This is a genomic window from Alteromonas sp. 4NH20-0056 (assembly GCF_057539655.1).
Genome location: NZ_BAAJLS010000002.1, coordinates 351,686 through 377,008, shown reverse-complemented (window position 1 = coordinate 377,008; position 25,323 = coordinate 351,686). Strand labels below are relative to the sequence as shown.

Annotated in this window: 17 protein-coding genes; 11 read left to right on the top strand and 6 right to left on the bottom strand. The window is 45.3% G+C overall.

What is annotated here, in order from left to right; all coding sequences use genetic code 11:
* Window positions 1–70: 70 nt before the first annotated feature.
* Window positions 71–3,178, bottom strand: a complete 3,108-nt coding sequence (locus AC27EZ_RS05175; protein WP_487134300.1) for a WD40/YVTN/BNR-like repeat-containing protein — start codon at window positions 3,176–3,178, stop codon at window positions 71–73.
* 465 nt (window positions 3,179–3,643) lie between these two features.
* On the opposite strand from AC27EZ_RS05175, the gene AC27EZ_RS05170 reads away from it, so the two are divergent.
* The 4 genes from AC27EZ_RS05170 to prsR all read left to right on the top strand — a co-directional run bounded on the left by AC27EZ_RS05170 (window position 3,644) and on the right by prsR (window position 10,413).
* Window positions 3,644–5,449: a choice-of-anchor I family protein gene (locus AC27EZ_RS05170; protein ID WP_487134299.1), complete on the top strand. Its 1,806-nt coding sequence runs from the start codon at window positions 3,644–3,646 to the stop codon at window positions 5,447–5,449.
* Between the two features lie 336 nt (window positions 5,450–5,785).
* Window positions 5,786–6,910, top strand: a complete 1,125-nt coding sequence (locus tag AC27EZ_RS05165; RefSeq protein WP_487134298.1) for a beta-ketoacyl-ACP synthase III — start codon at window positions 5,786–5,788, stop codon at window positions 6,908–6,910.
* Window positions 6,911–6,957: 47 nt separating this feature from the next.
* Window positions 6,958–8,985, top strand: coding sequence for an XrtA/PEP-CTERM system histidine kinase PrsK (gene prsK / locus AC27EZ_RS05160; protein ID WP_487134297.1), 2,028 nt, complete (start codon window positions 6,958–6,960; stop codon window positions 8,983–8,985).
* Window positions 8,986–9,051: 66 nt separating this feature from the next.
* Window positions 9,052–10,413 carry a PEP-CTERM-box response regulator transcription factor gene (gene prsR / locus AC27EZ_RS05155; RefSeq protein ID WP_487134296.1) on the top strand — a complete coding sequence of 454 codons (1,362 nt, stop codon included), beginning with the start codon at window positions 9,052–9,054 and terminating at the stop codon, window positions 10,411–10,413.
* Window positions 10,414–10,423: 10 nt separating this feature from the next.
* Here prsR and AC27EZ_RS05150 read toward each other — a convergent pair whose 3' ends face one another.
* Genes AC27EZ_RS05150 through AC27EZ_RS05135 form a run of 4 tightly spaced genes read right to left on the bottom strand, consistent with a single transcriptional unit; the run spans window position 10,424 to window position 14,027 of the window.
* Window positions 10,424–10,744: a GFA family protein gene (locus AC27EZ_RS05150; protein ID WP_487134295.1), complete on the bottom strand. Its 321-nt coding sequence runs from the start codon at window positions 10,742–10,744 to the stop codon at window positions 10,424–10,426.
* Between the two features lie 4 nt (window positions 10,745–10,748).
* Complete coding sequence (locus AC27EZ_RS05145) at window positions 10,749–13,094, bottom strand: tetratricopeptide repeat-containing diguanylate cyclase (protein WP_487134294.1); 2,346 nt, start codon at window positions 13,092–13,094, stop codon at window positions 10,749–10,751.
* Window positions 13,061–13,372: a ribbon-helix-helix domain-containing protein gene (locus AC27EZ_RS05140; RefSeq protein ID WP_487134293.1), complete on the bottom strand. Its 312-nt coding sequence runs from the start codon at window positions 13,370–13,372 to the stop codon at window positions 13,061–13,063. The genes AC27EZ_RS05145 and AC27EZ_RS05140 overlap by 34 nt, the downstream gene beginning before the upstream one ends.
* Window positions 13,332–14,027, bottom strand: a complete 696-nt coding sequence (locus AC27EZ_RS05135; protein WP_487134292.1) for an AAA family ATPase — start codon at window positions 14,025–14,027, stop codon at window positions 13,332–13,334. Before AC27EZ_RS05135 ends, AC27EZ_RS05140 begins: the two co-directional genes overlap by 41 nt.
* 251 nt (window positions 14,028–14,278) lie before the next feature.
* Between AC27EZ_RS05135 and AC27EZ_RS05130 the strand changes: the two genes are divergently transcribed.
* From AC27EZ_RS05130 to AC27EZ_RS05105, 6 genes are all read left to right on the top strand, one after another.
* Window positions 14,279–15,019 carry a glutathione peroxidase gene (locus tag AC27EZ_RS05130; RefSeq protein ID WP_487134291.1) on the top strand — a complete coding sequence of 247 codons (741 nt, stop codon included), beginning with the start codon at window positions 14,279–14,281 and terminating at the stop codon, window positions 15,017–15,019.
* A gap of 113 nt (window positions 15,020–15,132) precedes the next feature.
* Window positions 15,133–16,167, top strand: coding sequence for an alpha/beta hydrolase (locus AC27EZ_RS05125; RefSeq protein WP_487134290.1), 1,035 nt, complete (start codon window positions 15,133–15,135; stop codon window positions 16,165–16,167).
* Window positions 16,168–16,212: 45 nt separating this feature from the next.
* The gene (locus tag AC27EZ_RS05120; RefSeq protein WP_487134289.1) at window positions 16,213–16,695 is read left to right on the top strand and encodes a hypothetical protein; all 483 of its coding nucleotides are present in this window, start codon (window positions 16,213–16,215) and stop codon (window positions 16,693–16,695) included.
* A 70-nt stretch (window positions 16,696–16,765) separates the two neighbouring features.
* Window positions 16,766–18,163 (top strand): TolC family protein, encoded by a 1,398-nt coding sequence (locus AC27EZ_RS05115; protein ID WP_487134288.1) that lies wholly within the window; start codon window positions 16,766–16,768, stop codon window positions 18,161–18,163.
* Window positions 18,153–19,655, top strand: coding sequence for a copper-binding protein (locus tag AC27EZ_RS05110; protein WP_487134287.1), 1,503 nt, complete (start codon window positions 18,153–18,155; stop codon window positions 19,653–19,655). Before AC27EZ_RS05115 ends, AC27EZ_RS05110 begins: the two co-directional genes overlap by 11 nt.
* Window positions 19,648–22,788 (top strand): efflux RND transporter permease subunit, encoded by a 3,141-nt coding sequence (locus tag AC27EZ_RS05105; RefSeq protein ID WP_487134286.1) that lies wholly within the window; start codon window positions 19,648–19,650, stop codon window positions 22,786–22,788. Before AC27EZ_RS05110 ends, AC27EZ_RS05105 begins: the two co-directional genes overlap by 8 nt.
* A gap of 44 nt (window positions 22,789–22,832) precedes the next feature.
* Here AC27EZ_RS05105 and AC27EZ_RS05100 read toward each other — a convergent pair whose 3' ends face one another.
* Window positions 22,833–24,047 (bottom strand): dipeptidase, encoded by a 1,215-nt coding sequence (locus tag AC27EZ_RS05100; protein ID WP_487134285.1) that lies wholly within the window; start codon window positions 24,045–24,047, stop codon window positions 22,833–22,835.
* Window positions 24,048–24,563: 516 nt separating this feature from the next.
* On the opposite strand from AC27EZ_RS05100, the gene AC27EZ_RS05095 reads away from it, so the two are divergent.
* The gene (locus AC27EZ_RS05095; protein WP_487134284.1) at window positions 24,564–25,316 is read left to right on the top strand and encodes a SapC family protein; all 753 of its coding nucleotides are present in this window, start codon (window positions 24,564–24,566) and stop codon (window positions 25,314–25,316) included.
* The last annotated feature ends 7 nt before the right edge of the window (window positions 25,317–25,323 follow it).

The following is a 25,323-nucleotide window of genomic DNA, read 5'->3' as shown; positions in this document are numbered from 1 at the left end:
TAGAAAAAACCGACATTACGCCGGTTTTTTAAAGAGCCTCAAGGGCTAACTCGCTAAATCGCGAAGCCCACTATAAGGTGTCCAAATCATATGCTCCCTGTTTTGACAGCGCTTCATTGACAGGTTTCACGCGTTCTTGAAAGAGGCTTTCTAGCTGCACTTTATATTGTTGCCACCTTGTCTCTAGGTCTTCTAGCCGCTTTAACGCACCCGCTTGTGCCGGTGCGCCAGTTCTATCAAAGTTATCCATAAGAAAACGCACTTGCCTGTCGAGCATGTTGGGCCAATTTATGTCATCTTCAAACGTTTGATGTTTAGGCTGAATGACCAACGATTCCCAATCGTCAATAGCACTGATGATACGGTCAATAGACGCTGATACTTCACTGGCTAACACGACATTTGATTCAGATACACCTTTCAACGTGTCTCGGACGTTTCTGGCTTTTTGCAAGTGTTCGAACAGCTCGTTAAGCAAGGCTTCACTGGCCTTAATGCTTTGTTCAACAATGTGCAGCTGTGCAGCATCAGTTTCTTCTCTTGGGTCTGGCAATACGGTAAATGCTCTGGTTTGTGACGTGCCACCTATCGAAATGGTGGCTTTGTACTCTCCTGGCATTACTCTGGCACCATTCCATCCACCAAACAGTTTTACGTTATCGATACACTGTAGGGGTGAACGACGTAAATCCCACACAAACTCATTGTATCCCGCCTTTGTTGATGGATGTTTGAACGTCAACGGGTTTCGCACATCTTCATTGCCTTTAGCACACTTTTCGAAGGCATCGCCCGTTGACGATAACGTGCGTACCAGTGTGTCATTAGCATCGAAGATATCGATACGTAGCACTTCACTGTCTTCAAGCTGATCTTTTAAGTAATAACGGAACGTCGCGCCACGGGCAGGATTTTTCGCTTCTGGCTGTCCGCTCATATTGCCACCTGACAGTAAACGTATGCCATCGACAGGACGGTACTGAAATAGCGCTTCATTGTGTAATGACGCACTGACTTCTCGCAAAGGCGTAATGTCATCCAATATCCAAAAACCACGTCCTTGGGTGGCTATGACTAAATCATCCCCTTTAACCTGCATGTCAGTGATGGCGACAGGAGGTAAATTAAGTGATAGGGCTTGCCAATTTTTCCCGTCATCAAAACTAATGAATATACCGCTTTCAGTGCCGGCGAAAAGTATGCCCTCATGGGTTTTATCTTCGCGTATTACTCTTACAAAGGCGTCGTCCGGTAGCCCTTTATCTATTCGAGCCCAGCGTTTTCCATAATTATCGGTTTTATAAATATACGGGCGGTAATCATTAAGTTTATAGCCCGTAACCGCCACGTAGGCTCTACCTTCTGCATGGACACTTAGTTCAATAGCATTTACTTGTGCTTCTGTTTTGTGAGGGGTGATGTCTTTCCAACTCCCGCCTTCATTTTGGGTTAAATGCAATTGACCGTCATCAGCACCTACCCATAATTCGCCCGCGTTTACTGGTGACTCTGCAATATAAAAAACGGTATTGTAGTATTCGGCACCGGCTTGCTCGTTGGTGATTGGGCCACCGTTCAAGCCTTGCTTTTCGGACTCGTTGCGCGTCAAATCTGGGCTAATTTCCTGCCAGTTAACACCTCTATCAGTGGTTTTTAATATCATTTGTGTACCGTAATACACGGTTTTCGGGTCGTGCTGAGACACCAGTACAGGCGCGTTCCAGTTGGTGCGATATTTCTGATCGCGTGCATTACGTCCAAACACATATTCGGGGTAGGGCATGATAGGGCGAACGAGGCCGGTATTCTTGTTGAACTCAGTTAACGTGCCATTGATTGTCGTGGCGTAAATCAGCGTCGGGTTATTTGCATCAAAGGCAATATGTGCACTTTCACCTCCGCCCACTGCGAATTGTTCTGCGATACCAATACCGCCATCCCATGTTGAAGACGGTGTTGCCATGGTGGTGTTGTCTTGCTGTCCGCCGTAAACGTTGTAGGGTTCTAAGTTATCGGTTATTACACGATAAAATTGTGCGGTGGGTTGGTTGTAAATACTTGACCATGATTTGCCCCCATCGAACGTAACCGTCGCGCCACCGTCGTTGGCATTAATCATATTTAAGCTATTGTCAGGGTTAATCCACATGTCGTGGGTGTCACCATGTGGCAAAGACTTTATATCGAATGTTTTGCCGCCGTCGATTGACTTATGTAATTGCACATTCATCACATAAAGCGTGTTTTCGTCGTTCGGGTCGACTTTTATGTGGTTGTAATACCATGCTCTAGCTTTAAGAATGTTGTCGTCATTCATTAGCTGCCATGACGCGCCTGCATCGTCACTGCGATACACGCCACCTTTGTCAGACTCAACAATTGCGTATACGCGCTTTGGGTTAGTAGCTGAGATATCTATGCCAACCTTCCCAATCAGTGTTGGTAGACCTTTTTCAAGCTTTTCCCACGTCTCACCACTGTCGGTTGACTTGTAAATACCGCCACCGTCACCGCCAGATTTTACAAACCATGGGGTTCTTCCATGGTGCCACATGCCCGCATAAAGCACCCTAGGATTGGTAGGGTCAATAACTAAGTCTGCAGCGCCGGTGTCGGGATTGACTTTGAGTACGTGTTTCCAATTCTTGCCGCCATCGACGGTTTTGAAAACACCACGCTCTTCATTGGGGGCCCAAATATTACCTTGCACTGCAACCCATGCAATATCAGGGTTTGTCGGATGAATGCGAATTTTTGGAATTTGCCCTCGGTTATCTAAACCTACTAGCTCCCATGTTTCCCCGGCATCAGTAGATTTATATACCCCTTTACCATGGCTGGTCGTAACGCCTCGAATAGGCCCTTCACCGGTGCCAACATAAATAACATTCTTATCAGAAGGGGCTACAGCAATGGCACCAATACTGCCAACGGAAAAGTCTTTGTCGGATAGTGGCTGCCATGACAAACCCGCGTTTTGCGTTTTCCATACACCACCGCCTGCGGCCCCCATGTAGTAAAGATTAGGATTATCATTAACTCCGGTAACCGCAACCGAGCGACCACCGCGAAAAGGGCCGATGCTGCGATATTCCATGTTTTCAAACAGCGTAGGGTTAACGGTATCTTTTAGTGCAAATGCTGGAAAGGAGAGACTAACCATTGCGCTAATTGACATTATTAAACCCGTTAAGGTGTGCCGTAACTTCATTGTTGAGAGCCTCACTATGGTAAATCGGTTGGAAAATTCGATATTTGTGCAAGGTATAGTGCAACGTAATACGCTATGCGGTAAAGACTTAAATGTTTAATTGCTGAGCAAATAGTGACATGGTGCTCTGTTGACTAAAACGAATCTGCTGCTTTTCATGCTGTTCTAATACGGCTTAATTTATGCTCTTCCCATCCTTACAACATTGGTTATGGGCTTTATACCCATAAGCCCTTTGCAAATTAATATTTGTGTCATACACTGGCTCTAATTTATACAAAGAAGTAGAAATACGTTGTTGCGTCTGGCGTCGCTAATTTAAGTGGTATTAACATGGCATTTTATGGTTTCACTGTTATGCACCTCTTTACACAGCCAAGCCGTGCAGGTAAACGTGTAGTTGAAAAATGATAACGACAAAAAGGAAATCGAATGGCCACGCACAGTAAATTCAAGTATGGCATTTTAGCACTCTTCGTTTCAGCAGCCCTTTCTGGCTGTGGATTAGACGGAGATGATGGTGCACAAGGTGAAACTGGTGCTCAGGGACCTCAAGGCGAAACAGGTGCGCCTGGCGAGAATGGCGCAGACGGTTCGGATGCTTCGCTAGGTGTTACGCTTAGCGTAGTGGCTCGCGCATTTTTAGGTAATCAGACTGCCGCTGAAATCGTTCAGTATCACAGTGATACGCAAACTATTTATGCGACAAATACCACAACGAATACTATCGCGGTTATCCCGACAGCCTCATCAATTCCCACAACGGAAATGGCTGACTCAATAAACACGACTAACTTAACACTGTCTACGGTTTCGTTGCCTGCTGACATCAATGGTACCGCACTGGGTAGTGTGACCAGTATCGCAATAAGCGGTGACTTGATGGCAGTTGCGGTGCCAGCCGCCGTTAAAACTGATAATGGCTTCGTGCTGTTTTACAGTGGTCTTGATAGTTCAGCCCCAAGCTTCCTAGATTCTGTGGAAGTGGGTGCATTGCCAGATATGGTCACGTTTACGCCTGACGGTGGTAAAGCGTTAGTGGCAAACGAAGGTGAGCCTTCAGATGACTATACCATTGACCCTGTAGGTTCGGTTTCCGTTATTAATATTCTTGCCAGTGGCGAACCTGAAGAGTCTGCGACAACAGTAGGTTTTGGTGGCTTAACGGCAACAATGGCAGACCTAATGGCAGAAGGAATGATGTTCCCTAACCCAAGCGGTCGTACTATCAAAGGTACTGCTATTGCAACCACGCTGGCGCAAGATTTAGAGCCAGAATATATTACTGCAACCAACGATGTGGCATATATTTCACTTCAAGAAAATAATGGCTTAGCCGTGTTAGATCTTGAAGAACTAACCATCGATGTTATCGGGTTAGGTACGAAAAACTGGTCAGGTTTGAATATCGATATTCAAGAAGATAGTAGCGTAAGCTTCGGTCAATACGACGGGCTTTATGGCGTATATCAGCCTGATACGCTTGCAAACTTCACGTGGAAAGACGCAACGTTTCTTATTTCAGCAAACGAAGGTGATGCACGTGAATATTTCTTCGACGCTGCTGATGAGGCAACATGCCTAAGTGATGGCGGTCTATCGTTTGACGCCGACGACGGTTGTCTTGCGTACACTGATGAAGTAAAAGTTTCAGATTTAACCGCAGAAGCAAATTCTGAGCTTGCCATGTTGCAAGCAAACGGTGAAGCTGATGACCTTCGCGTTACCTCAGCAATGGGCGACAGCGATGGCAACGGCGAATATGATGCTGCCTACACTTACGGTGCGCGCTCTTTCACTATTTGGGATCAAAACGGTATCATCGTATATGACTCGGGAGATGACTTAGAGCGAATTACGGCATCAGTTCATGGCGCACAGTTTAATAACGGCGACGATGAAAATGCAGGCGACTCTCGCTCTGAAAATAAAGGTCCAGAGCCAGAAGCACTTACCGTAGGCACGATTGGCGATAGAACGTTTGCGTTTATTGGCACAGAGCGTATGGGGGGTATTTTTGTGTATGATGTTACCAACCCTTACGACGTGAAATTCGTCGACTACGTGATAAACCGTAACCTTACTGAAGGGCTAACTGCCAATGATATCATTGGTGACTTAGCACCAGAGAGTCTGGTATTCGTTAGCGCAGAAGACAGCCCTAGCGGTGTGCCACTTCTTGTTGTTGGTAACGAAGTGAGCGGTACAGTAACCGTGTGGCAAGTTCAACCAAACTAATCACGAGTACATTGTTGCAAGAAGCGGCGTTTATACGCCGCTTTTTTTATGCCTATTTCACGGATAAAGATGTCGTACCACATTGAATTCAACGCGTCAGTGATTACATATGCTAGCGATTGAGTTAAGCTACCTGTAAGAGTTGGCGATATAATCCTTACTTAAGTATCGTGCCTTTACCTTTAGTAGAGCACCCCTCACATTTTGTTGCTTTGCCTGGCAGAAAAATGTGTGAACCATGTAAGTTGATTCTCGCCTACAGCACCGCTGTTATGCTTGAGAGTGGTCTTAAGCGCATCGCTGCTGCCGTTATGCATTAATAAAAAGAGTAAAAATATGTCTCAGCAGATCGTTATTAGTGGAGTGGGTGTTTGGCATCCGCAGGAAAGTATTAGTAACCACGAATTGGTTGATAGCTACAATGCATATGTTGATGCATTCAACGACGCTAATAAAGATAAAATTGAGTCCGGTGAGGTGGTTGCCAAACCGTATTCTAGTGCCGAATTTATTGAAAAAGCGTCAGGTATTAAAAGCCGTTACATCTACAAAAAAGAGGGCGCGCTTGATATTACGCGTATGAAGCCAAAAATTACGCCGCGTAGTGATGATGAGTTGTCGCATCAAGCTGAAATCGCTGTTGAGGCCGCCAAGCTTGCTATGCAGAAAGCGAATAAAACCGCGAGTGACATAGATGCGGTGATCGTGTCATGCGCCTATACACAGCGTGCTTACCCAGCCATCGCGATTGAGGTGCAAGAGGCACTCAATATTGAAGGGTTTGGTTTTGATATGTTAGTGGCATGTTCAGCAGCCACTTTCGGTATGCATCGCGCTTATGAGATGCTTGCCGCAGGCAATGCATCGTGTGTTTTGGTGATAAACCCTGAATTAGTGTCTCCGCAAATTAACTATACCGACCGTGACAGCCATTTTATTTTTGGCGATGTGGCAACGGCGAGCATTTTAGAGCATGCCGATACGGCAACGGGCGATCATGTTTATGACATATTAAGCACGAAAGCGGTGACCAAGTATTCAAGCAATATTCGCTCTAATTTTGGTTATATGACGCGTGCAGAAGACGTAGACCCATATGGTCCAGATAAGTTGTTTCATCAAGCTGGGCGCAAAGTATTTAAAGAAGTGTGCCCTATGGCGGCGGCTCACATTGAAGCACATCTGCAACGACACGAGTTAGTGCCTGAAAGTGTGTCGCGCTGGTGGTTGCACCAAGCGAACATCAATATGAACACACTTATTTGCAAGCGTCTGTTAGGGCGAGAAGCCAATCAAAAAGAGGCGCCTATTGTACTCGATGAGTATGCAAATACTGCGTCTGCAGGCTCGGTGATTGCATTTGGCCTGTACCATGAAGACTTAGTGGCCGGTGACGTGGGCGTATTGTGTTCTTTTGGTGCGGGGTATTCAATAGGCTCTTTGATTGTCAAAAAACGCTAATGTCGTGACAAAATATCAATAAAAATAACAATAAGAGATAGAAAAGGATGGTTTCAGATATCGGTTATGGCCTCAACGGCCTAGCTCACCTTGCATTGCTCTTACTCTTGCTGACAGTTCGCAAACCAGGGGTTGCTAAACACCTCTTAGTGCTAGCGACGGTAACGACAGTTGGCTGGTCAGCAAGCATGATGAGCACCTTTTTTGGGATCATCGATTTACAATGGCTTCTCAATGCCGATTTGGTTAAGCAGTTTGTTTGGCTGCTTTTCCTATCGAGTTGCATACAACAGAATTTCACGAACTTTTCTGAGGTTATAAAAAGGCCTGCCACCCTGTTCATCTTGTTGCCAGCGGTGTTGGGCTTTGCTGCGCCTAATCTAGTGTATGTAGATCCAACATGGTCATTCCTGCTCCTCATTCTGCTTTCACTTGAAGTATTAGTGTTGTTAGAGGTGGTGTATCGACAAGCCGGCTCTGAGCAATGGGCCTTTAAGCCTCTCATCATCTATTTGGGCGCAACGAACCTGTTTGAGTTTGTCACCTATGCGAACGCGACGATGGTGAACCAAGTCGAAGTGGGGTATATCGCAGCCCGTGGTTATATTTACTTTCTGTTGATTCCGTTCTTGGTGATCGCAATACGCCGTATTCGCCATTGGGGTATCGATATCTTTATCTCAAGAGATATCGTGCTTCACAGCTCTTTATTACTGGTTGCAGGCGCATACCTATTTATCATGGCTGTGATTGGTTATGCCATTAATTATTTAGGGGGGAACTGGGGCGCCACGGTGCAGATTATTTTAGTGGTAATGTCATTCGCACTGTTAGCCACCGTTTTTCTTTCTAATGCATTTAGAACAAAGTGTAAGGTATTTATTACCAAGCACTTTTTTGCAAATCAATTTGATTACAGGATTGAATGGGTAAAGCTAACAAAGCTATTAACCCGAAGTATTAATACGACAAACAGTGTTTACGAAAGCGCCCTGACCGGCGTGTTAAACGCGGTGCAATACGATACGGGCAAACTTTATAAGGTCAATAACGGTGAGTTTGAGCTGATGGCCGAAGTGGCACCGCTAGAACGAATCGATAATGAGACTGACTTGCTCAATACGCTAGCCGCGTATAGTGGTACGAATAGTTGGGTAATAGACACTGATGAATATGAAGTGAAGCCCTTCAATTACGAAGGGCTACAGCTTGATAGGCGCCAGCTAAAAGCATGGGGATACCAATTGTTTATCCCATTTTTTAAAGACGACGCATTATGGGGCTTTGTACTACTTGCCGCAGGTGATAAGGAAAAAGTCAGTCTGAATTGGGAGGTAAGGGACTACTTAAATGCGGTGACCGAGCAAGTGGGCACGTTTATGCTGCATCATGAGGCATCACAAGTCGTTGCCGAGAATGCACAGTTCGCGGCCTTTAACCGAATGTCTGCGTTTGTGTTGCATGACTTAAAAAACGTGATGGCACAGGTCGACCTTATCCTCGCGAACGCCGAACAGCACAAACATAACCCTGAATTTATTGACGATACGTTTGAAACGCTGACCTACACCAAGGCGCGTATGGACAAAATGCTCAAGCAACTGACCGAAAAAAACGTGTCTGAACAAAGCAAGCAGTCTAATATTCTTTTATCTGACATCGTTAATGATGTCGTGCATTCACGCTGCGCAGCACTTAAGCCCGCACCCACTGTGGCCGTTAACGATGAGTCGCCATTAGTTATTGATAAAGACAAGGTGGCTAACGTGTTGTACCACCTAATTAGTAATGCCCAGCAGGCCACCTTAGACACCGGAAGTGTTGAAGTTGTAATAACGGTAGACAGACATACTCAGCACCTGGTTTTGTTTATTGAGGATACCGGCGAAGGCATGAGTGCAGACTTTATAGAGAATCGCCTATTCAAACCTTTCGATACGACAAAAGGTAATGCAGGAATGGGGATTGGTGCGTATGATGCTAAGTCGTACATGGAATCAATAGGCGGAAAACTGAAGGTACAAAGTGTGCCTAATGAAGGCAGCTGCTTTACCTTATATTTTCCCTTATCATAATAATAAAAATGCATACTTCACTGGAGTTTGCTCCTAGATGGACGTTGTAAAAACAGGATAATAGTGATGACCGATACCATACTGGTAGTAGATGATGATTTAGGTATCCAAAAACAGCTTAAATGGAGCCTTACCGACTTTAACGTGGTATTTGCAGACGATTATACTTCGGCTATTGCTCAGCTACGTCGCTTCGAACCCAAGGTCGTTACGTTAGATTTAGGGCTTCCCCCTGACCCGGCGAATGCCTCTGAGGGTTTGCGGATCCTTCACGACATTATTGCACTTGCACCACGGACTAAAGTCATCGTAGTCACCGGCAATAATGACAAAGAAAACGCTTTGAAAGCCATTGATTTTGGTGCATACGATTTTTACCAAAAGCCTATCGATTCCGATACTATCAAGCTACTGGTCAACCGTGCCTTTAATCTTGCCCAACTTGAACATGAGAACAGTATTCTTGCTCGCACCAGAACGGGAATGAGCCGTATCGTTGGGAACAGCGAAGCTATCCAAGTTGTGGTTAAAAAAGCGGAGAAAATCGCCAGCACGGATATCAGCACCTTACTGCTAGGAGAGAGTGGTACAGGTAAAGAAGTGTTTGCACGCAGTATCCACGAGCATAGTCCTCGTAAAGATAAGCCTTTTGTTGCGATCAACTGTGCGTCAATTCCAGAAAATTTACTCGAAAGTGAGCTTTTTGGTTATGAAAAAGGCGCGTTTACCGGGGCGAATAAAACCACACTAGGTAAAATAGAAACGGCACAAGGTGGAACGCTTTTTCTCGATGAAATTGGCGATATGCCCATTGGTCTGCAGGCAAAGATGCTACGCTTTTTACAAGAGCGAGTTATTGAGCGTGTCGGTGGAAGGACTGAAATTCCTGTCGATATTCGTGTGATTTGTGCCACGCACCGTGATTTAACATTAATGGTTGCTGAAGAACGGTTTCGTGAAGATCTCTTCTACCGCGTAGGGGAAATACCTATTCTTATCCCACCGCTGCGTGACAGAGACCAAGATATTATTTTGTTGGCGCGAACTTTTTTAAATATCTACCGTGAAGAATTTAACGCAAAGGCAAAGAGTTTTTCTGAGTCAACCATAAACGCAATGCTTGCTCACAAGTGGCCGGGCAATATCCGCGAAATGCAAAATAAGTTGAAGTCTGCGGTAATCATGGCAGAGGGAACGGTCATACAGCCAGATGACATGGGGCTTATGCCTGTGGCGGGTGAATCAGACCCTGAAACGCTAAACTTGCGAGAAGTACGGGAAATCGCTGAGAGCAAAGCAATACGTAAAGCGTTTCAACATGCTGATAGAAACATGTCTAAAACCGCTGAGCTCCTAGGAGTAACACGGCCTACGCTTTACTCGCTAATTGACAAATATCACTTAGAAGATTTAAAAAATAGCGATTAAGCCTTCATTATTACAGTGTAGTGTGGCACGACAAATGGTCATTTTTTGCGTTGTGGCCGTAATAGAATGCATTCAGCATAACATACGCGGTTTGCGTTTCTATGAATAGTGGTGCTGCACAGTCATTGCAAAAATATTGCGTGTGATTTTCATTAATAGTGATTCTTCCGAGCATAGACGGCGCGCAGTCTATTGATAGCGCGTCTTTAGTCATAACGTGCGGTAATGGTTGGTTTTCACCGTAAAGTAACGCCCCGGTGTCGTGAATCATGTCATTGTCGCTGTCTATTTCGATGTGAATCGCTCCACATTGGCAAATATGCTTATACATTCTGTTATCCCTCATCGTCATTCGGCCACGTAATGGCTGCGATATTGTTAAAAGAGGTGGCTAGCGTTACGTCAGGAAAGCCAAACTTTTTCCCAAGCGGCGTGCTTTTTTCATCGTGCTTTTTATCGCTGGTTTCAATTAGACCTACCCAGCCGTTACGGCCAGAGAGTTTTGCTGCATACAAACAATAATCGACGACCGAAAACGTGGCTTCCCAACGTTGCTCGAAATATCTTTCATTTGAAGGCGGAAGAAGGGAAAAGCCAATGCTGCACGAGACGGTCAGCAAGGTGTCGTTGCCAATATCAAAAGGGGTTTGTGACACAATTTGACGACAACGCTCTGCTATTTCGGGCAGTTCATATCGTGAAGATCCTCTACAGACCACTAAAAACTCTTCTCCGCCCCAGCGGATAATGAGGTCAGTATGACGAAACACCTGCTGAAGCCGCTGTGCAAATGCTTTTAAAACAGTATCGCCGGCGGCATGTCCGAAGTTGTCATTAATCTTTTTAAAATGGTCGATGTCGATGAGCAAGCACAATAAATCGCTGTTTTGTGCAAACGCCTCTTTTTCATTCTGACTTCGCTTTATCTCTGCAGGTAGCTGAGACTCTAAATAGTGGCGGTTGTATAGGCCGGTTAGGACGTCCCTTAAACTGAATTCTTCTAGGGTTTTATAGGCTTGCTCCAGCTCGCTATTTTTAACTTCCAATGTGGCAGTTTGTTCGCGTACTTCTCGGCGCAGCGCCACCGTCTGTTGACGTTGCTTGTATCGACTCCAGATTAGAAAAAGGGTCAGTAGGCCGGCAAGTAATGTACTCCAAAAAAGTGTGGTACGAAGATTTTTTTGCTCTGCCATGGCCAGTGCGAGGTCGGACGATTTTTCTAGTTTTTGAAGTTCACTTGCCTGGCGAGTTAAGGCTATTTCAGCTTGTAGGACATTAATCGCTTCTTGGTTACGTGAATCGCGCAGTAGTTCGTTTAGCTGCTGAATAACCGATTGAATATCGAGTGCCATCTTAAATTTGCCGAGTGACACATACGCATTTAGCTGCAGGTTTAAAAATGCAATTTGCTCAGCGACATTGTGCCGCTCTCGTGCACTGATAGTGCCTGCTCTCGCGTAAACCAGCGCCTCGTCAAAGCGCTGCGCATTTATCAATGAACGGGTTAATGAGAGTCGCGTATTGTTACGTAAACCAGCTTGTGCGGTAGCGTCAGCATAATCCAACACGTCTAAAAGTCGATTTAGCCCTTCTTCGACGCGCTCGTTAAGGGTTAGCGCTTCTCCTAGCCATGCTTGCGTTTCCAATGCGTCGGCTGAATACAAGACGGAGCCATTGAGTGCATGCGCATTTATAAGCAGTTCTAATGCTTTTTCATTGTTTGCACTATTAAGTTCAATTATCGCAAGTTGCGTGAGAAGCCCGCTTTTAATTTGGTCGTCTTCCTTACCATTAAGTAACAGTAGTGCGTCATTAAACAGAGTTAGAGCGTTGGAGCTTTGCCTTCGCTGGACAAATACTTTACCAATATGCAGCAGTGATTCAGCGGTTTTTGCGTCGTTGTTTTGGTCTTTGAAATCTTGCAGTGCAGTATTGAAAGCGTGTAATGCCTGTTCTAGTTTGTTGTTGTCGCTATGAAGTTTTCCCAGCTCTAGGTGCAAGGAAGCTTCTAACGTACTTTCATCGAGAATATGTGCAATAGACAGTGCACGCTGGAGATGCTGAAGCGCTTCTGGAAACTGGGAAAGGTGACGGTTGCTAATGGCGAGGCGATATAGCGTTTCTGCTGCTGCCGACAAGTTTCCACTCTCGCTAAATAATGGTGATGCGAGGCTAAACGCATCTTTTGCGAGGGAGAAGCGTGACGCGCGCATCAGTACATTGCCAAGCGCGACCATTTCATTTGGGTCGATGTGAGCGCTAAGGTGTGCGTATTCGATAATCCGTAACGCCTCATTTTCAGCACGCTCAAATGCCTCGGTAGCGATAAGATGTTCAACCGATGCGACAGTGGCGAGATGACTATCATCATGACTTGCGTAAACGGCGTGATGCGCAGCCACCCCCCATAATACGGTGAGGAAAAAGAAGCGGAACATATTGCGTAGAGATATCAAGACAGCATTTCCTTCGTCGTCTATTAACTGCTCATTAAATGCAGTAGCGTGTTTATACTGCGAGCAACCCACACTTTCTTGCGCTGCAGTATACGCTCTATTGTGATCGTGGAGGGTATTGAATAATAGACTAAAGTATATAGCTGGTGGTGCGACGGGATTAATCCGCGCACCTTCTTTCATTACGCCGTTTAGGTCGTTGTGTTTGCGTTTTCTTTTATCCATTGTCGGATAAGTGCTGAGCGCGATTGTCCCGTTGCATTTGACAGTGCAGTAAGTGCCTCAACACACTCGTGGCTTAGCGTAAACGTAGCACGTTTCATGGTTTGTTTTTGTGTTTGCCGTGACGGTGTACTCGGCGTACTTGGTTTAATATGTTGTTGGGATGCTTTTACCCGCGTCGCCCCCGCTGCATAATTGATAGCGTCGTTTATAAATGCATCAACGGTTTTCTTACTTGGTTTAGTTAACGGCTTCGACTTTTTGAGGCTGAGTAAACTCATGAGCGTCCTCCTGTTTTGCCGCCAACAATTCTTCGAATATTACTCTGATCTCTCTTGCTGCTTTGCCTTCAGGTTCGCTTTCAATAACCGATTGTCCTGATTCTTCAGAGTCATCATACATATTGCGGCTAAACGTTACGGCATTAAGAACGGGTATACCAAATGAACGGCACACTTCTTTTGCCTCTAAAATTCGACTGGCAAGGCTGGGGAGAGAAGGGCATTGAGTAATAACAAAGGCCGCGTTCATTTTAGGGTTTACCATTTTGCACGTAGATAAAATGTCTTCCATGTGAGGAACCGTTTTTAAATCGCGACGTTTTGGACGTAAAGGAATAAGAATATGGTCAGCTACCGCCATTGATGAACGCAGCGCAAGGTTATCTTGCCCACCGCAATCGATAACCACGTAATCGTAGTATTGCTTTAGGCTTAGTAGCTCGTTACGAATCTTACCGTATAGCTGCACGCAATTTATTTCTGGTAGCCTTGGGTTAGCCTTCCTTTCTTGGATCCAATCTGATGTGGTTCGCTGAGGATCGCAGTCGACCATCAGTACTGATGCCCCTTTTTCAGTGCGTAAATAAACGGCAATATTTTGCGCTAGGCAGCTTTTACCGCTACCCCCTTTTTCACCACCAACAAGAATAATCATGGCGTCAACTCCCACACAGTACAACGAATAAAGAAAAGGATTAAACTAACCACTGTCTCTGTGAAGACAGTGCTTATAGAAACGAAGCATAGTGCGAGCGCACATGTTATTCGGCATAGTTATCGATATTTACGAATGGTCAATAATACGTATCGAAGCTTTATTCCTGTACCTCTGTCAATTGGCGGTGAACTTCACTATGCTAGTAGTCAAGTGTATTTTCATGTTTAAAACTTATTATTGGAGTTACGATGTCAGACAGTCGATTTGTTAATAAAGAAGGTCAAAAAGTACCTTGCGTGTCTTTTCCGGTAAGGGAAGGTGAAGCGTGGGTTACAAAAACATGTAATGAAATTTTTGATGGGCGAACGGTGGTAGTGTTTTCACTTCCAGGTGCGTTTACGCCTACGTGCTCCTCAACCCACTTACCGCGATATAATGCACTTGCGAAAAAGTTTAAACAGCATGGTGTGGACGAAATCGTGTGTGTATCAGTAAACGATACCTTTGTAATGAACGCATGGGCCGCTGACCAAGAAGCAGAAAACATCACGGTTATTCCAGATGGTAACGGCGAATTTACCGATGGAATGGGCATGTTAGTTGATAAGGCCGACTTAGGCTTCGGAAAGCGAAGCTGGCGTTATTCTATGCTGGTGAAAGACGGCGTAGTGGATAAGATGTTTATTGAGCCAGACGTACCAGGCGATCCATTTGAGGTCTCTGACGCAGATACCATGCTTGGTTATATTGCACCTGACGCACAAACCCAAGCTCCGGTTTCGGTTATTTCAAAACCGGGATGCCCTTATTGCGCGAAAGCAAAAGCCTTGTTAACTGAGAAAGGCTATGATTTCGAGGAAATAGTATTAGGCAAAGATGCGTCTCTTACTAGTCTAACGGCTATTAGTGGGCGCGAAACCGTTCCTCAAGTATTTATCGGCGGTAAACACATTGGTGGGTCGGACGATTTAGAAGCGTACTTCGGCTAAACCGTTTTCTTGTAAAAAGAATACGTTAAAAAAAAGGTCATGCTATCATGGCCTTTTTTACTATTTGCGGTTTACCTTTCCACAATTGGATAATAGGTGTTATGGAGAAATCAGTGCAACGACCTTCTTTTTTACGAACTGTCACGTTTCTGTTAGGTGTTATTGCGTCATGTCACGTCGCGGCGATGCCGTCTAACTCGGCATTACAAGAGTTTGCCAGTTTATATAAGAAGGAATGGGGAAGCACAGAGCGCTGCAAAGAAACCTCTCTCAACCGTTTTTCGGTATGCAGTAATGTGCTTAGAAATGAAGGCAATGCGCCTTTTGCACTATATCAAGATAGTGACGCTAAGGGCACAGTGGTGTTGGTTCATGGCCTCAGCGACTCGCCGTTCTTCATGCGAGAACTAGCAAAAATATTATTTGATGAAGGGTATACGGTGCTTGTCCCCTTATTGCCGGGGCACGGGCTACGTGATACTGAAGACGATATGTCTGATTGGGATTTAGCAGAACGTTGGCAGCATCATGTCAGCGACGTGATAGCAATCGCACAAAAGATGGAAGATACGCTATTGGTTGGTGGTTTCTCTACTGGTGGTGCATTGACGGTATCGCACTACCTTAGCGCCGACAGTGGTATAGACGGAATTATGCTGTTCTCTGGTGCACTTGCATTGTCAGACAATGCAGAAAGTATGTCTAGAATCTGGGGCATTAAAGTGCTGGCAAAAATAATCGACGGTAGCTACGTGACACATGGCCCCAACCCGTTTAAGTACCCAAATGTTGCAGGGTTCGCAGGGCTTGAGTTGATGGATGTTATCAACCAAGTAAGAGACGCTTTTGATGAAGGGAAGACCATAACAGTTCCGGTTTTTTCGGCTCATTCTCAAGCCGATGCGACGACACCTATTTCTGGGGTAGAGACGCTTATGTCGCATAGCAGCGGCCCGAATACCTTTTTTGTTATTGATGAATCTTATAGGCTTTGCCATGCTGATTTAGTGGTGAATACCCGTTTACTGCGCGAGATGAAATTTAATGAAAAAATGGTCAATGAACGAGAAGAGTGTGCAGTGCCAAAAGCAAATCCATTGTTTGATAATATGGCGCTAATGCTTAAAAGTTACCTTAATCAATTTTGATAACTTTACTATTATACCGACCATGATTATCATTTGGTGATGACATTGATAACACAGCCCTTTCAACAGAAAACCAACGTAGCCGCAATGCTGCTTGTTTTTCTTATGAGCATGCTTTCTCAAAGCGTGTCGTGGGCTGGCATTGATACTCACTTGGCGAAGCACAGCGCGTATAACGATAGTATTGAAAAAATACACGTTGATAAGCATGGTAACGCGCACTCGAAAAACGAAAGTCATCTACCATGTACGAGTCAGCAAGCGTCTGTGCAGGAGGATGAACGCCATGACTCACATGCTATGAGCATGTCAGAAGCCTCAAGTGTAGACGCCACGGATTGCTGTGGTGATGCATGTCAGTGCCCTGTTAATATGTGTGCAAGTTTTGCTTCTGTTGCTATCCTTGCCAATGCATTGCCTATAGCCATCACCCAATTCAATACTTATCGTGTTGAATCTCGCGTCGACGCGCCTTCGTTAATCAGCCCTCCTCAATTTAAGCCCCCCAAAACACTTATCGCAGGATAGATCCGTCTTTTGAATAGCAGCGGCTATTCGGTTTTGGCAGTCATGCCGTAACGATTCTGTGGTAATTGGTATGTTTTACTTATTGAGAAATGTAATCCCGAGTGTTCCTCGGTCCGTGCTGCGCTTTGGCATGTTATCGCTTATTTGGATACCCTCCCAAGTTTGTAGTGATCCGTTAACGCTACAAGAGGCGCAATCGCTAGCGGTACAACATGACCCGTTATTAACGGGTAGTGAGTGGCGAGAAAAAGCCTTTTTAGCGGAGAAAATAGCGGCAGGTGCATGGGAAAACCCCGTGATGTCGACATCTCTTCAAAACCTTCCTGTAGATGGCTTTTCACTTAGCCAAGAGCCTATGACCCAGTTTAAGGTAGGCATTAAACAACGGCTTCCTCGCGGTGACACAAATGCAATTAAAGGCGCTGTTTTCGATTTAAAAGCGCATCAACAAATACTGTTAAGAGAAGGACGTCGTTGGCAGCTAATACATGAAGTTTCTCAACTTTGGCTAAATTGGTACCACGCTGAGAAACAAAAACAAGTATACAGCGCACAACTCGAGCTACTGAAACCGCTGCTAGAGGTAACCGAGTCGCGTTACAGGCAGGGGATCAGTCAGTCGCAACAACAAGATGTCTTAAACGTTCGTATGGCAATGCTTCGTTTACAAGACAATCTTATCCAGGCTAACCTTGATAGCCGCACAGCAATCGCTGAAATGTCGGCATATTGGAACTTACCGATGCCAAGTGCACCGACATTGCCCGATACGTTTTCTTTCCCGCAACTTCCACAGCTGCTTAAGCTGATGGAGCGTGCTGAACCTTTTGCGCTAATGGCTTATCACCCTAGTGCCCACCAACTTACACTTAACGAAAAGATTGCAAGGAAGGCCCTTGAATTAGCCAACGAAACACGTAAACCACAATGGGCGGTAGAAGCTAGCTATGGACATCGGCAAGATGCGCAAAATGGTGCAAGCCGGGCTGACTTTTTCTCGATAGGGGTTCAAGTCGACCTTCCTTACTTTACCGCGACAAAACGAAACGCAGAGACTGATGCGGCATCAGCTCGCATGCATGCAGCTGCTACTGATTTTCGTTTGCGTGTTAGAGAATTAGCGGCGCGTGCAGTATCACTAAAACAAAGGCTAACGGTGTTACAGAAAAGAAAGGATTTGTATGAGTCTGGCCTTTTGCAGCAATCAGAAGACTTAGTAGACGTAAGCCTTGCAAGCTATACCAGCGACGCTGGCAGTTTTAATGACGTAATTGACGCAAGTATTAATCGTATGAACATTGAGCTTGCATCGCTCAGTATAGAAACAGAAAGAATGCGGGTTATCAGTGAGCTTTCCGCACTTTATTTTCCAGCCGTTGCTCTCGCCAAAAAGCTCAACGTTGAGAACGATAACACCCTAGTCAGTGTTGAAGGCCAAGATGTTGGAGTAGTCACTCATGAAAACTAAGTTACTCGTAATATTCAGCGCTGTGCTCGGCGCGCTGCTGATGTATGTAGGGATGGTAAACCATAAAGATGCTGTTGAGGATGATCAGCCTACGCTGCTCTATTGGGTTGCACCGATGGATGATAGCTACCGGCGAGATGGGCCAGGAAAGTCGCCCATGGGAATGGATTTGGTGCCTGTTTATGACACGGCAAGTTCGACGGATATGCAATCAGCGGGGCGGGTTTTGATCCCCGCAAACGTTCAGCAAAATATGGGCGTAAAAACACAAGTGCTGTCTGTAGGGACGTTGGCCCCGCAAGTAAATGGGTATGGCACGGTTTCTCTTGATGAGTCTACGATTGTCCATGTACACCCTCGTATTGAAGGCTGGATTGAAACGCTATTTGTTGAAGCCGAAGGCGATAAGGTTGAGAAAGGACAGCCACTTTATACGTTATATTCACCACAATTAGTTAGTGCCCAAGAAGAGTATGTGCTTTCACTTAAGCGAGGCGACGTGCGTTTAGCCAAAAGTGCCCGCGAACGATTAGAAGCACTTAAATTATCCGACAATATAATAGACACGCTCACTCGCACACGAGAGGTATCTCAAACGGTCACGTTTTATGCACCGCAGAGCGGTTTTTTGGAAACGTTAAATGTCAGAGAAGGCTTTTTTATCAAGCCGGGCAATACGCTTATGAGTATTGGTACGTTGGGTACGGTATGGGTTGATGTTCATGTGTTAGCCCGCGATATGTCTCGTATTCAACTAGGCGACAGTGTTTTGATAGCGTCTGATGATATACCGCAAATGGTGTGGAAAGGGCGCGTTGATTATATTTATCCCATGCTTGATGCAAAGCAACGTACTTCACCGTTACGGGTAGTTCTTGATAATAAAGAGAGGCTGTTGCGCCCAAATATGTACGTTATGACGACAATCAATATAACAAACAACAAACCTGTACTTCGTGTTCCTCGTCAGTCTGTTATTCAAGTGTCTGGTCAAAGCCGTGTGGTATTAAGCCTAGGGGGAGGGGAATTTAAGTCAGTAAACATTACGACAGGGGAGAATGATGATCGCTATGTAGCGGCAATCGATGGTGTCATGCCTGGTGATACGATTGTAACCTCATCTCATTTTCTCATTGATTCTGAGTCTGCGAAATCTTCCGATTTTATGCGTATGTCTGAGCCTGATAATCAGGCCACGGTAGAGGGAGTCATTACCGATAAGCCTATAAATGATGGAAATGGCATGGCAAGAACATTGACGATCGCAAGAGCGGCAATTCCTAAGTGGGGAAGGGACGCTGATGAGATGACGTTCGATGTGTCTCCCCACATTGATGTCGACGCATTTGACGTCGGTGACGCGATTACCTTTACGTTCGTTGCTGGTGATTTTCTTGTCATTGACATTAAACCTGCCTCTACAACCGATGGAAAACACAACAAGGCGATGCGCCATGAGAACATGAATCACGAGGGCATGAATCATGATTAGCGCTGTCATAAAATGGTCGATAGGCAACAGAATACTGGTGTTACTGGCGACTCTGGTCATCGTCATTGCGGGGTATATTTCTGTTATCAGTACACCTGTTGACGCTATTCCTGACTTATCCGATGTTCAAGTGATTGTTAAGACGACATACGCTGGTCAATCGCCGCAGGTGGTAGAAGATCAGGTTACTTATCCTCTGACAACGGCATTAATGGCGGTACCGGGTGCGAAAACAGTAAGAGGGTTCTCGTTTTTTGGTGACTCGTATATTTATATCATTTTCGATGAGGATACTGATTTATATTGGGCCAGAAGCCGTGTGCTTGAGTATTTGAGTCAGAGCAGTGACCGACTTCCTGATGGTATTCGTCCAGAACTAGGACCCGATGCGACAGGAGTAGGCTGGGTATATATGTACGCGCTGGTTGACGAAAGCGGCGCACTCGATAGCGGTGAGTTAAGAGCATTACAAGACTGGTTCTTATCTTTTGAACTTCGAACGGTGCCCGGTGTTTCTGAGGTAGCCAGTGTTGGAGGTATGGTTAAGCAATTTCTTATTGAAGTTAATCCACAGAAATTGCGGGCCTATAATATACCGCTCTCATTAATTGAAAAGGCAGTTAAGCAAGGTAACCAAGAGACAGGCGCATCGGTAATTGAAATGGCCGAGGCTGAATACATGGTAACCGTATCGGGCTACCTTTCCGATGAGACTTCTATTGCTAACTTGCCACTGGGACTATCTGTAGATGGCGTTCCTCTCAGCATAAAGGATGTTGCTAAAGTCTACGAGGCGCCGCTTATGCGCCGAGGCGTCGCTGAACTAAATGGCGAAGGCGAGGCAGTCGGCGGCATTATTGTCATGCGAGCTAACGAAAATGCTAAAGCGGTAATAGATAGCGTTAAAGCGAGAATAACGCAGTTGCAGCCTAGCCTTCCGGAGGGAGTAAAGATTGTACCCGTTTACGATCGTTCAACATTAATCACCCGTGCTACCGATAATCTGTTTGATAAATTGGTTGAAGAGCTGTTTGTTGTTGGGGCGGTGTGTCTGGTATTCCTTTTTCATGTCCGCTCTTCACTTGTTGCGATAATAAGCCTTCCCGTTGGTATTCTTTTGGCTTTCATTGCTATGAAGATACAAGGAATTAATGCCAATATTATGTCGCTAGGCGGTATTGCCATTGCTATTGGCGCCATGGTCGACGGGGCTATTGTGGTTGTTGAAAACGTGCATAAGCACATTGAGCAAGAACAGAGAAAGGGAAATGTTATTACTCAGTCTATTCGCTGGGAGCTGGTCGTTAAGGCAAGCATAGAAGTAGGGCCAGCTTTATTTTTCTCATTATTGATTATTACCGTTTCCTTTATTCCAGTGTTCGCATTAGAAGCGCAAGAGGGAAGATTATTCTCTCCCTTGGCGTATACCAAAACGTACGCCATGGCAGGCGCAGCAGTACTTGCCATTACCCTAGTCCCTGTCTTGGCGGGGTATTTAGTAAAAGGGCGTATACGCAAAGAGAAAGAGAACCCTATTAACCGCTGGCTTAATAGCGCCTATATACCGTTATTAACGCGCGCATTGAAACACCCATGGAAAGTGATGATCGTAACCGTGGCTATCATGCTTTCGACCCTGTGGCCGCTTTCAAAGTTGGGGAGTGAATTTATGCCCTCACTCGATGAAGGCGACTTAATGTATATGCCCACCACCTACCCCGGTATTGCCATCGGTAAAGCCCGGGAGTTGCTCCAACAGACGAACAAACTGATTCTCACCGTGCCTGAAGTTGAATCGGTGTTTGGTAAAGTGGGGCGGGCTGACACTGCTACAGACCCAGCCCCGTTGACGATGATAGAGACATTTATTCAACTCAAACCTAAATCGCAATGGCGGGAAGGGTTAACCCTTGCCGCTTTGAAAGAAGAGTTAAATGAGAGGGTTAACTTTCCTGGTGTGACTAACGCGTGGGTAATGCCAATCAAAACCCGTATCGATATGTTGGCAACGGGCATTAAAACACCGGTTGGGATAAAAATTGCGGGCGCCGACCTTGATGACATTGAGCGAATAGGGCAGCAAATAGAGCAGCTCTTGCCCAATGTAGAGGGGACGGCGTCTGTTTTTTCTGAGCGAGTGGTGAGCGGTCGATATATCGATATCCATTTAGACAAAGAAAAAGCGGCAAGGTACAACCTGAACGTGAGTGATATTCAACAAATGATATCAAGCGCAGTGGGTGGGCGCGTCATTACGCAAACTATTGAAGGACGAGTGCGCAGCCCCGTAACCTTACGTTATCCGCAATCCTACAGAGACTCACCTGAGTCGCTAGCGGCATTGCCGTTTGTGACAAAGCAAGGGATGCAGTTATCACTTGGCGATATCGCGACAATTGAGGTGAATGTTGGCCCGACAGGTATCAAAAGTGAAAATGGCCGCTTAAATGGTTGGGTATTTGTTGATATTGATGGCGCCGATCTCGGCGGTTATGTCGATAGTGCTAAAGCGTATCTAGCAGACAACTTGTCATTGCCTGTTGGGTACTCACTAACATGGGCTGGACAGTTTGAATACCTAGCACGTGCAAAAGCCAAGCTAAACCTCGTTATTCCGTTCACCATAGCTATTATCTGTCTATTTTTGTTTTTTGCATTTGGTCGTGTGCGTGACGTACTGCTTATAATGCTCTCGTTGCCACTCGCTGTTGTCGGCAGTATTTGGTTAGTTTATCTGTTGTCATTTAATCTCTCAGTTGCCGTTGGTGTGGGGCTTATCGCGCTAGCAGGTGTGGCGGTGGAAGTCGGCGTCATTATGTTGGTGTACTTACATCAGTCAGTAAACGAAGTGAAAAGTACCCGCTCCGGTGAATCTGGGTTAACACGTGATGAACTTAATCGTGCCATTGTTGATGGGGCAATACACCGGCTTAGACCGATAATGATGACGTCGCTGTCTATTATACTTGGCTTGATGCCAGTGTTATTCTCATCTGGAACGGGCGCTGAAATCATGAGGCGTATTGCGGCACCCATGGTAGGCGGAATGGCAAGTGCGTTGTTGCTAACGCTCTTCGTGTTGCCTGTGTTGTACTCGTTGGTCGTTCGTCATCAGTTATCCTCGAATAACTAATTTATAAAGGGAGACGAAGGCCTCCCTTTTTCACCACACTATTATTAATGTTCGCGAGCGTAATCTTCCGCTGTTTGCCATACACGAAGCACGTTACCGCTTAATATTTTTTCAATATCTGCTTTGCTATAGTCCCTGTCCATTAACCCTTGAACAAGGTTTGGGAAGCTTGCGACGTCTTTAAGCCCAATGGGCAACGAGTCACCTACGCCATCATAATCTGACCCAATACCGACGTGCTCAATCCCAATTAATTTTACAACATGGTCGATATGGTCCAGCACTTCATCGAGGGTTGAGTAAGGGTAAGGTACCTTTTTACGATAGCTGTCTTCAAAGTTCTCTAGGTTAGGGCTATCTTCGCCTTCAGCTTCAATTAATGCCTTTCTGGCCTGTGTTAACCCGGTGCGCCATTGACCTGCTTCTTTTGTCACAAAGCTAGAGCCAAAATTGATCATAATGACGCCGCCATTTTTGCCAAGCGCCTTTATCATATCGTCATTCATATTACGTTCGAAACCTGGAGTAAACCGGCGTAATGACGAGTGAGAAGCAATAACTGGTACCTGAGTGAGTTCAATAACTTGATAGAACGCATCGTCAGATACATGGGAAATATCTAGCATAATGCCAATGTTGTTCATCTCTGTGACGAGCGTTTTACCAAAGGGGCTCAATCCCTTCCATTGCCTACGCAAATCGTAAGATGAATCTGAAATATGATTTGATTGGCTGTGGGCCAACGTAATATAACGGATACCACGTTCGTAGAACGCCTTAAGATTGTCTATATCCCCTTGAATCGGCGAGCCATTTTCCATACCCATCGGTAAAGAAATAATGCCTTTAGCAAACTGCGATTTCACATCTGACACACTCTTTGCGATGGCAAACTTATCAGGTGCGCGGGCGACAATAGCTTCTACTGAATCTATCAATAGGTGCGCAAGCTGTGTCGACTCAGGTGAGTTATCTAGGCTAGCGGGGACATAGATAGACATAAATGGCGCGTTTAACCCGCCTTCTATTGCGCGAGGGTAATCGAAGTCACCATCGTCCGTGGCTTTTGTGACATCGACCCATTTATCTTTGACGCGATACGGTACATCAATATGTCCATCGACGATGATGGTGTCTTTGGCAATGGCCTTTGCTTTCTCTGAAGCAGTATAGACGGGTGCTTCAGCAATAACAGATGCTGAAGAGAATAAGGCGGCAAGGGCAATCGCTGTCAACGTAAGAGGTGGCGTCCTCTTCATAATAATCTTCCTTTTTTTAATTTAGTGGGCCGTGAAAAAACGCATTTATACGCAGCTAATGCAGGGTAAAAAATCGTGTTGAATAAAAAAGCGTACTATTTCTCATTCATCATTGATGCGACATTTACTATTACATAGTGTGGGTAATAACGCACGCAGAACGGCAGTTTGCTCAGTATGTGGAACTATCCTCATAGCCCTCTTTTGAAGACTCAGTGGCTACATTCTTTACATTTTTTTCATTGCTTGTGAGGGCAGAGAAGCCAGATCTGGCGAGATTGTATGTTTTTAGAGCATTTGACCTTGTTTACTTTAAGTTTACATTGCAATAAAAATTTAAACCTTGCTATTGTGTCGGTGCGTGACTTCCAAGCGTGAATACGGGATACTCCCTCAAGGCTCGCCGATAGTAGATTAAGACAATTCATGTCGTGCGCGCGAGCAACACATTTTTCGTGATACCCCTGCCTCTCAAATTTTAAAAGGGGTCACACCAGACAAGTATGAGAAATAAATATGGCTATGAATTTTGTACCGCTAGATAAAGAAAAACATAAAGACGTAAAAGTCGCGGTAAGTGCTAAGTTTGAATTTGCAAAGAATACTCACCTTGCAGCAGCAACAATACGCGAGTTCGCGCAACTTGCCGCTACTATGCCGCTAGTATTCATCGAAGACCCTAAGTCAAAGCGCCACCACGTGGTTGCAATGCTTGGTATGGAGCAAAACCAGAACTTGTTCCTAACCGGTGAAACGTGGAAAGGGCCTAATGTACCGATGAACATTCTTCGTTACCCTTTTGACGTTCGCCCTGATGGCGATAAGCTAGGCGTATATATTGATGAAAACAGCGACCTTATCAATGATGAAGGCAAAACGCTTTTCACTGATGAAGGCGAAGCGACAGAATTCTTACAGAACCGTCAACAGTTCTTGGCAGATTTAGCGAACAGCGAAATGATGACGCAACGCTTTGTACAGCAAGTCGTTGAATTAGACCTTCTTGATCCAATTCAAATTCGTCTTACTTACCAAGATGGTGCACAGCGCAACGTTACTGGCATGATGAGCATTAACGAGAAGAAACTTCTTGAGCTATCTGACGAGAAAGTATTAGAGCTTCACAAAGCAGGTTTCTTAGGCGCTATGTACGCTGTGATGATGTCTGTTGGCCAGCTTAACCGTTTGGTTGAGCTATCAAACGATACAGAAAATCCTATCCGCAATATGCAATTATCTGTTGCACCAGCGGACGCTGCCACTGAATAAGTGTTAA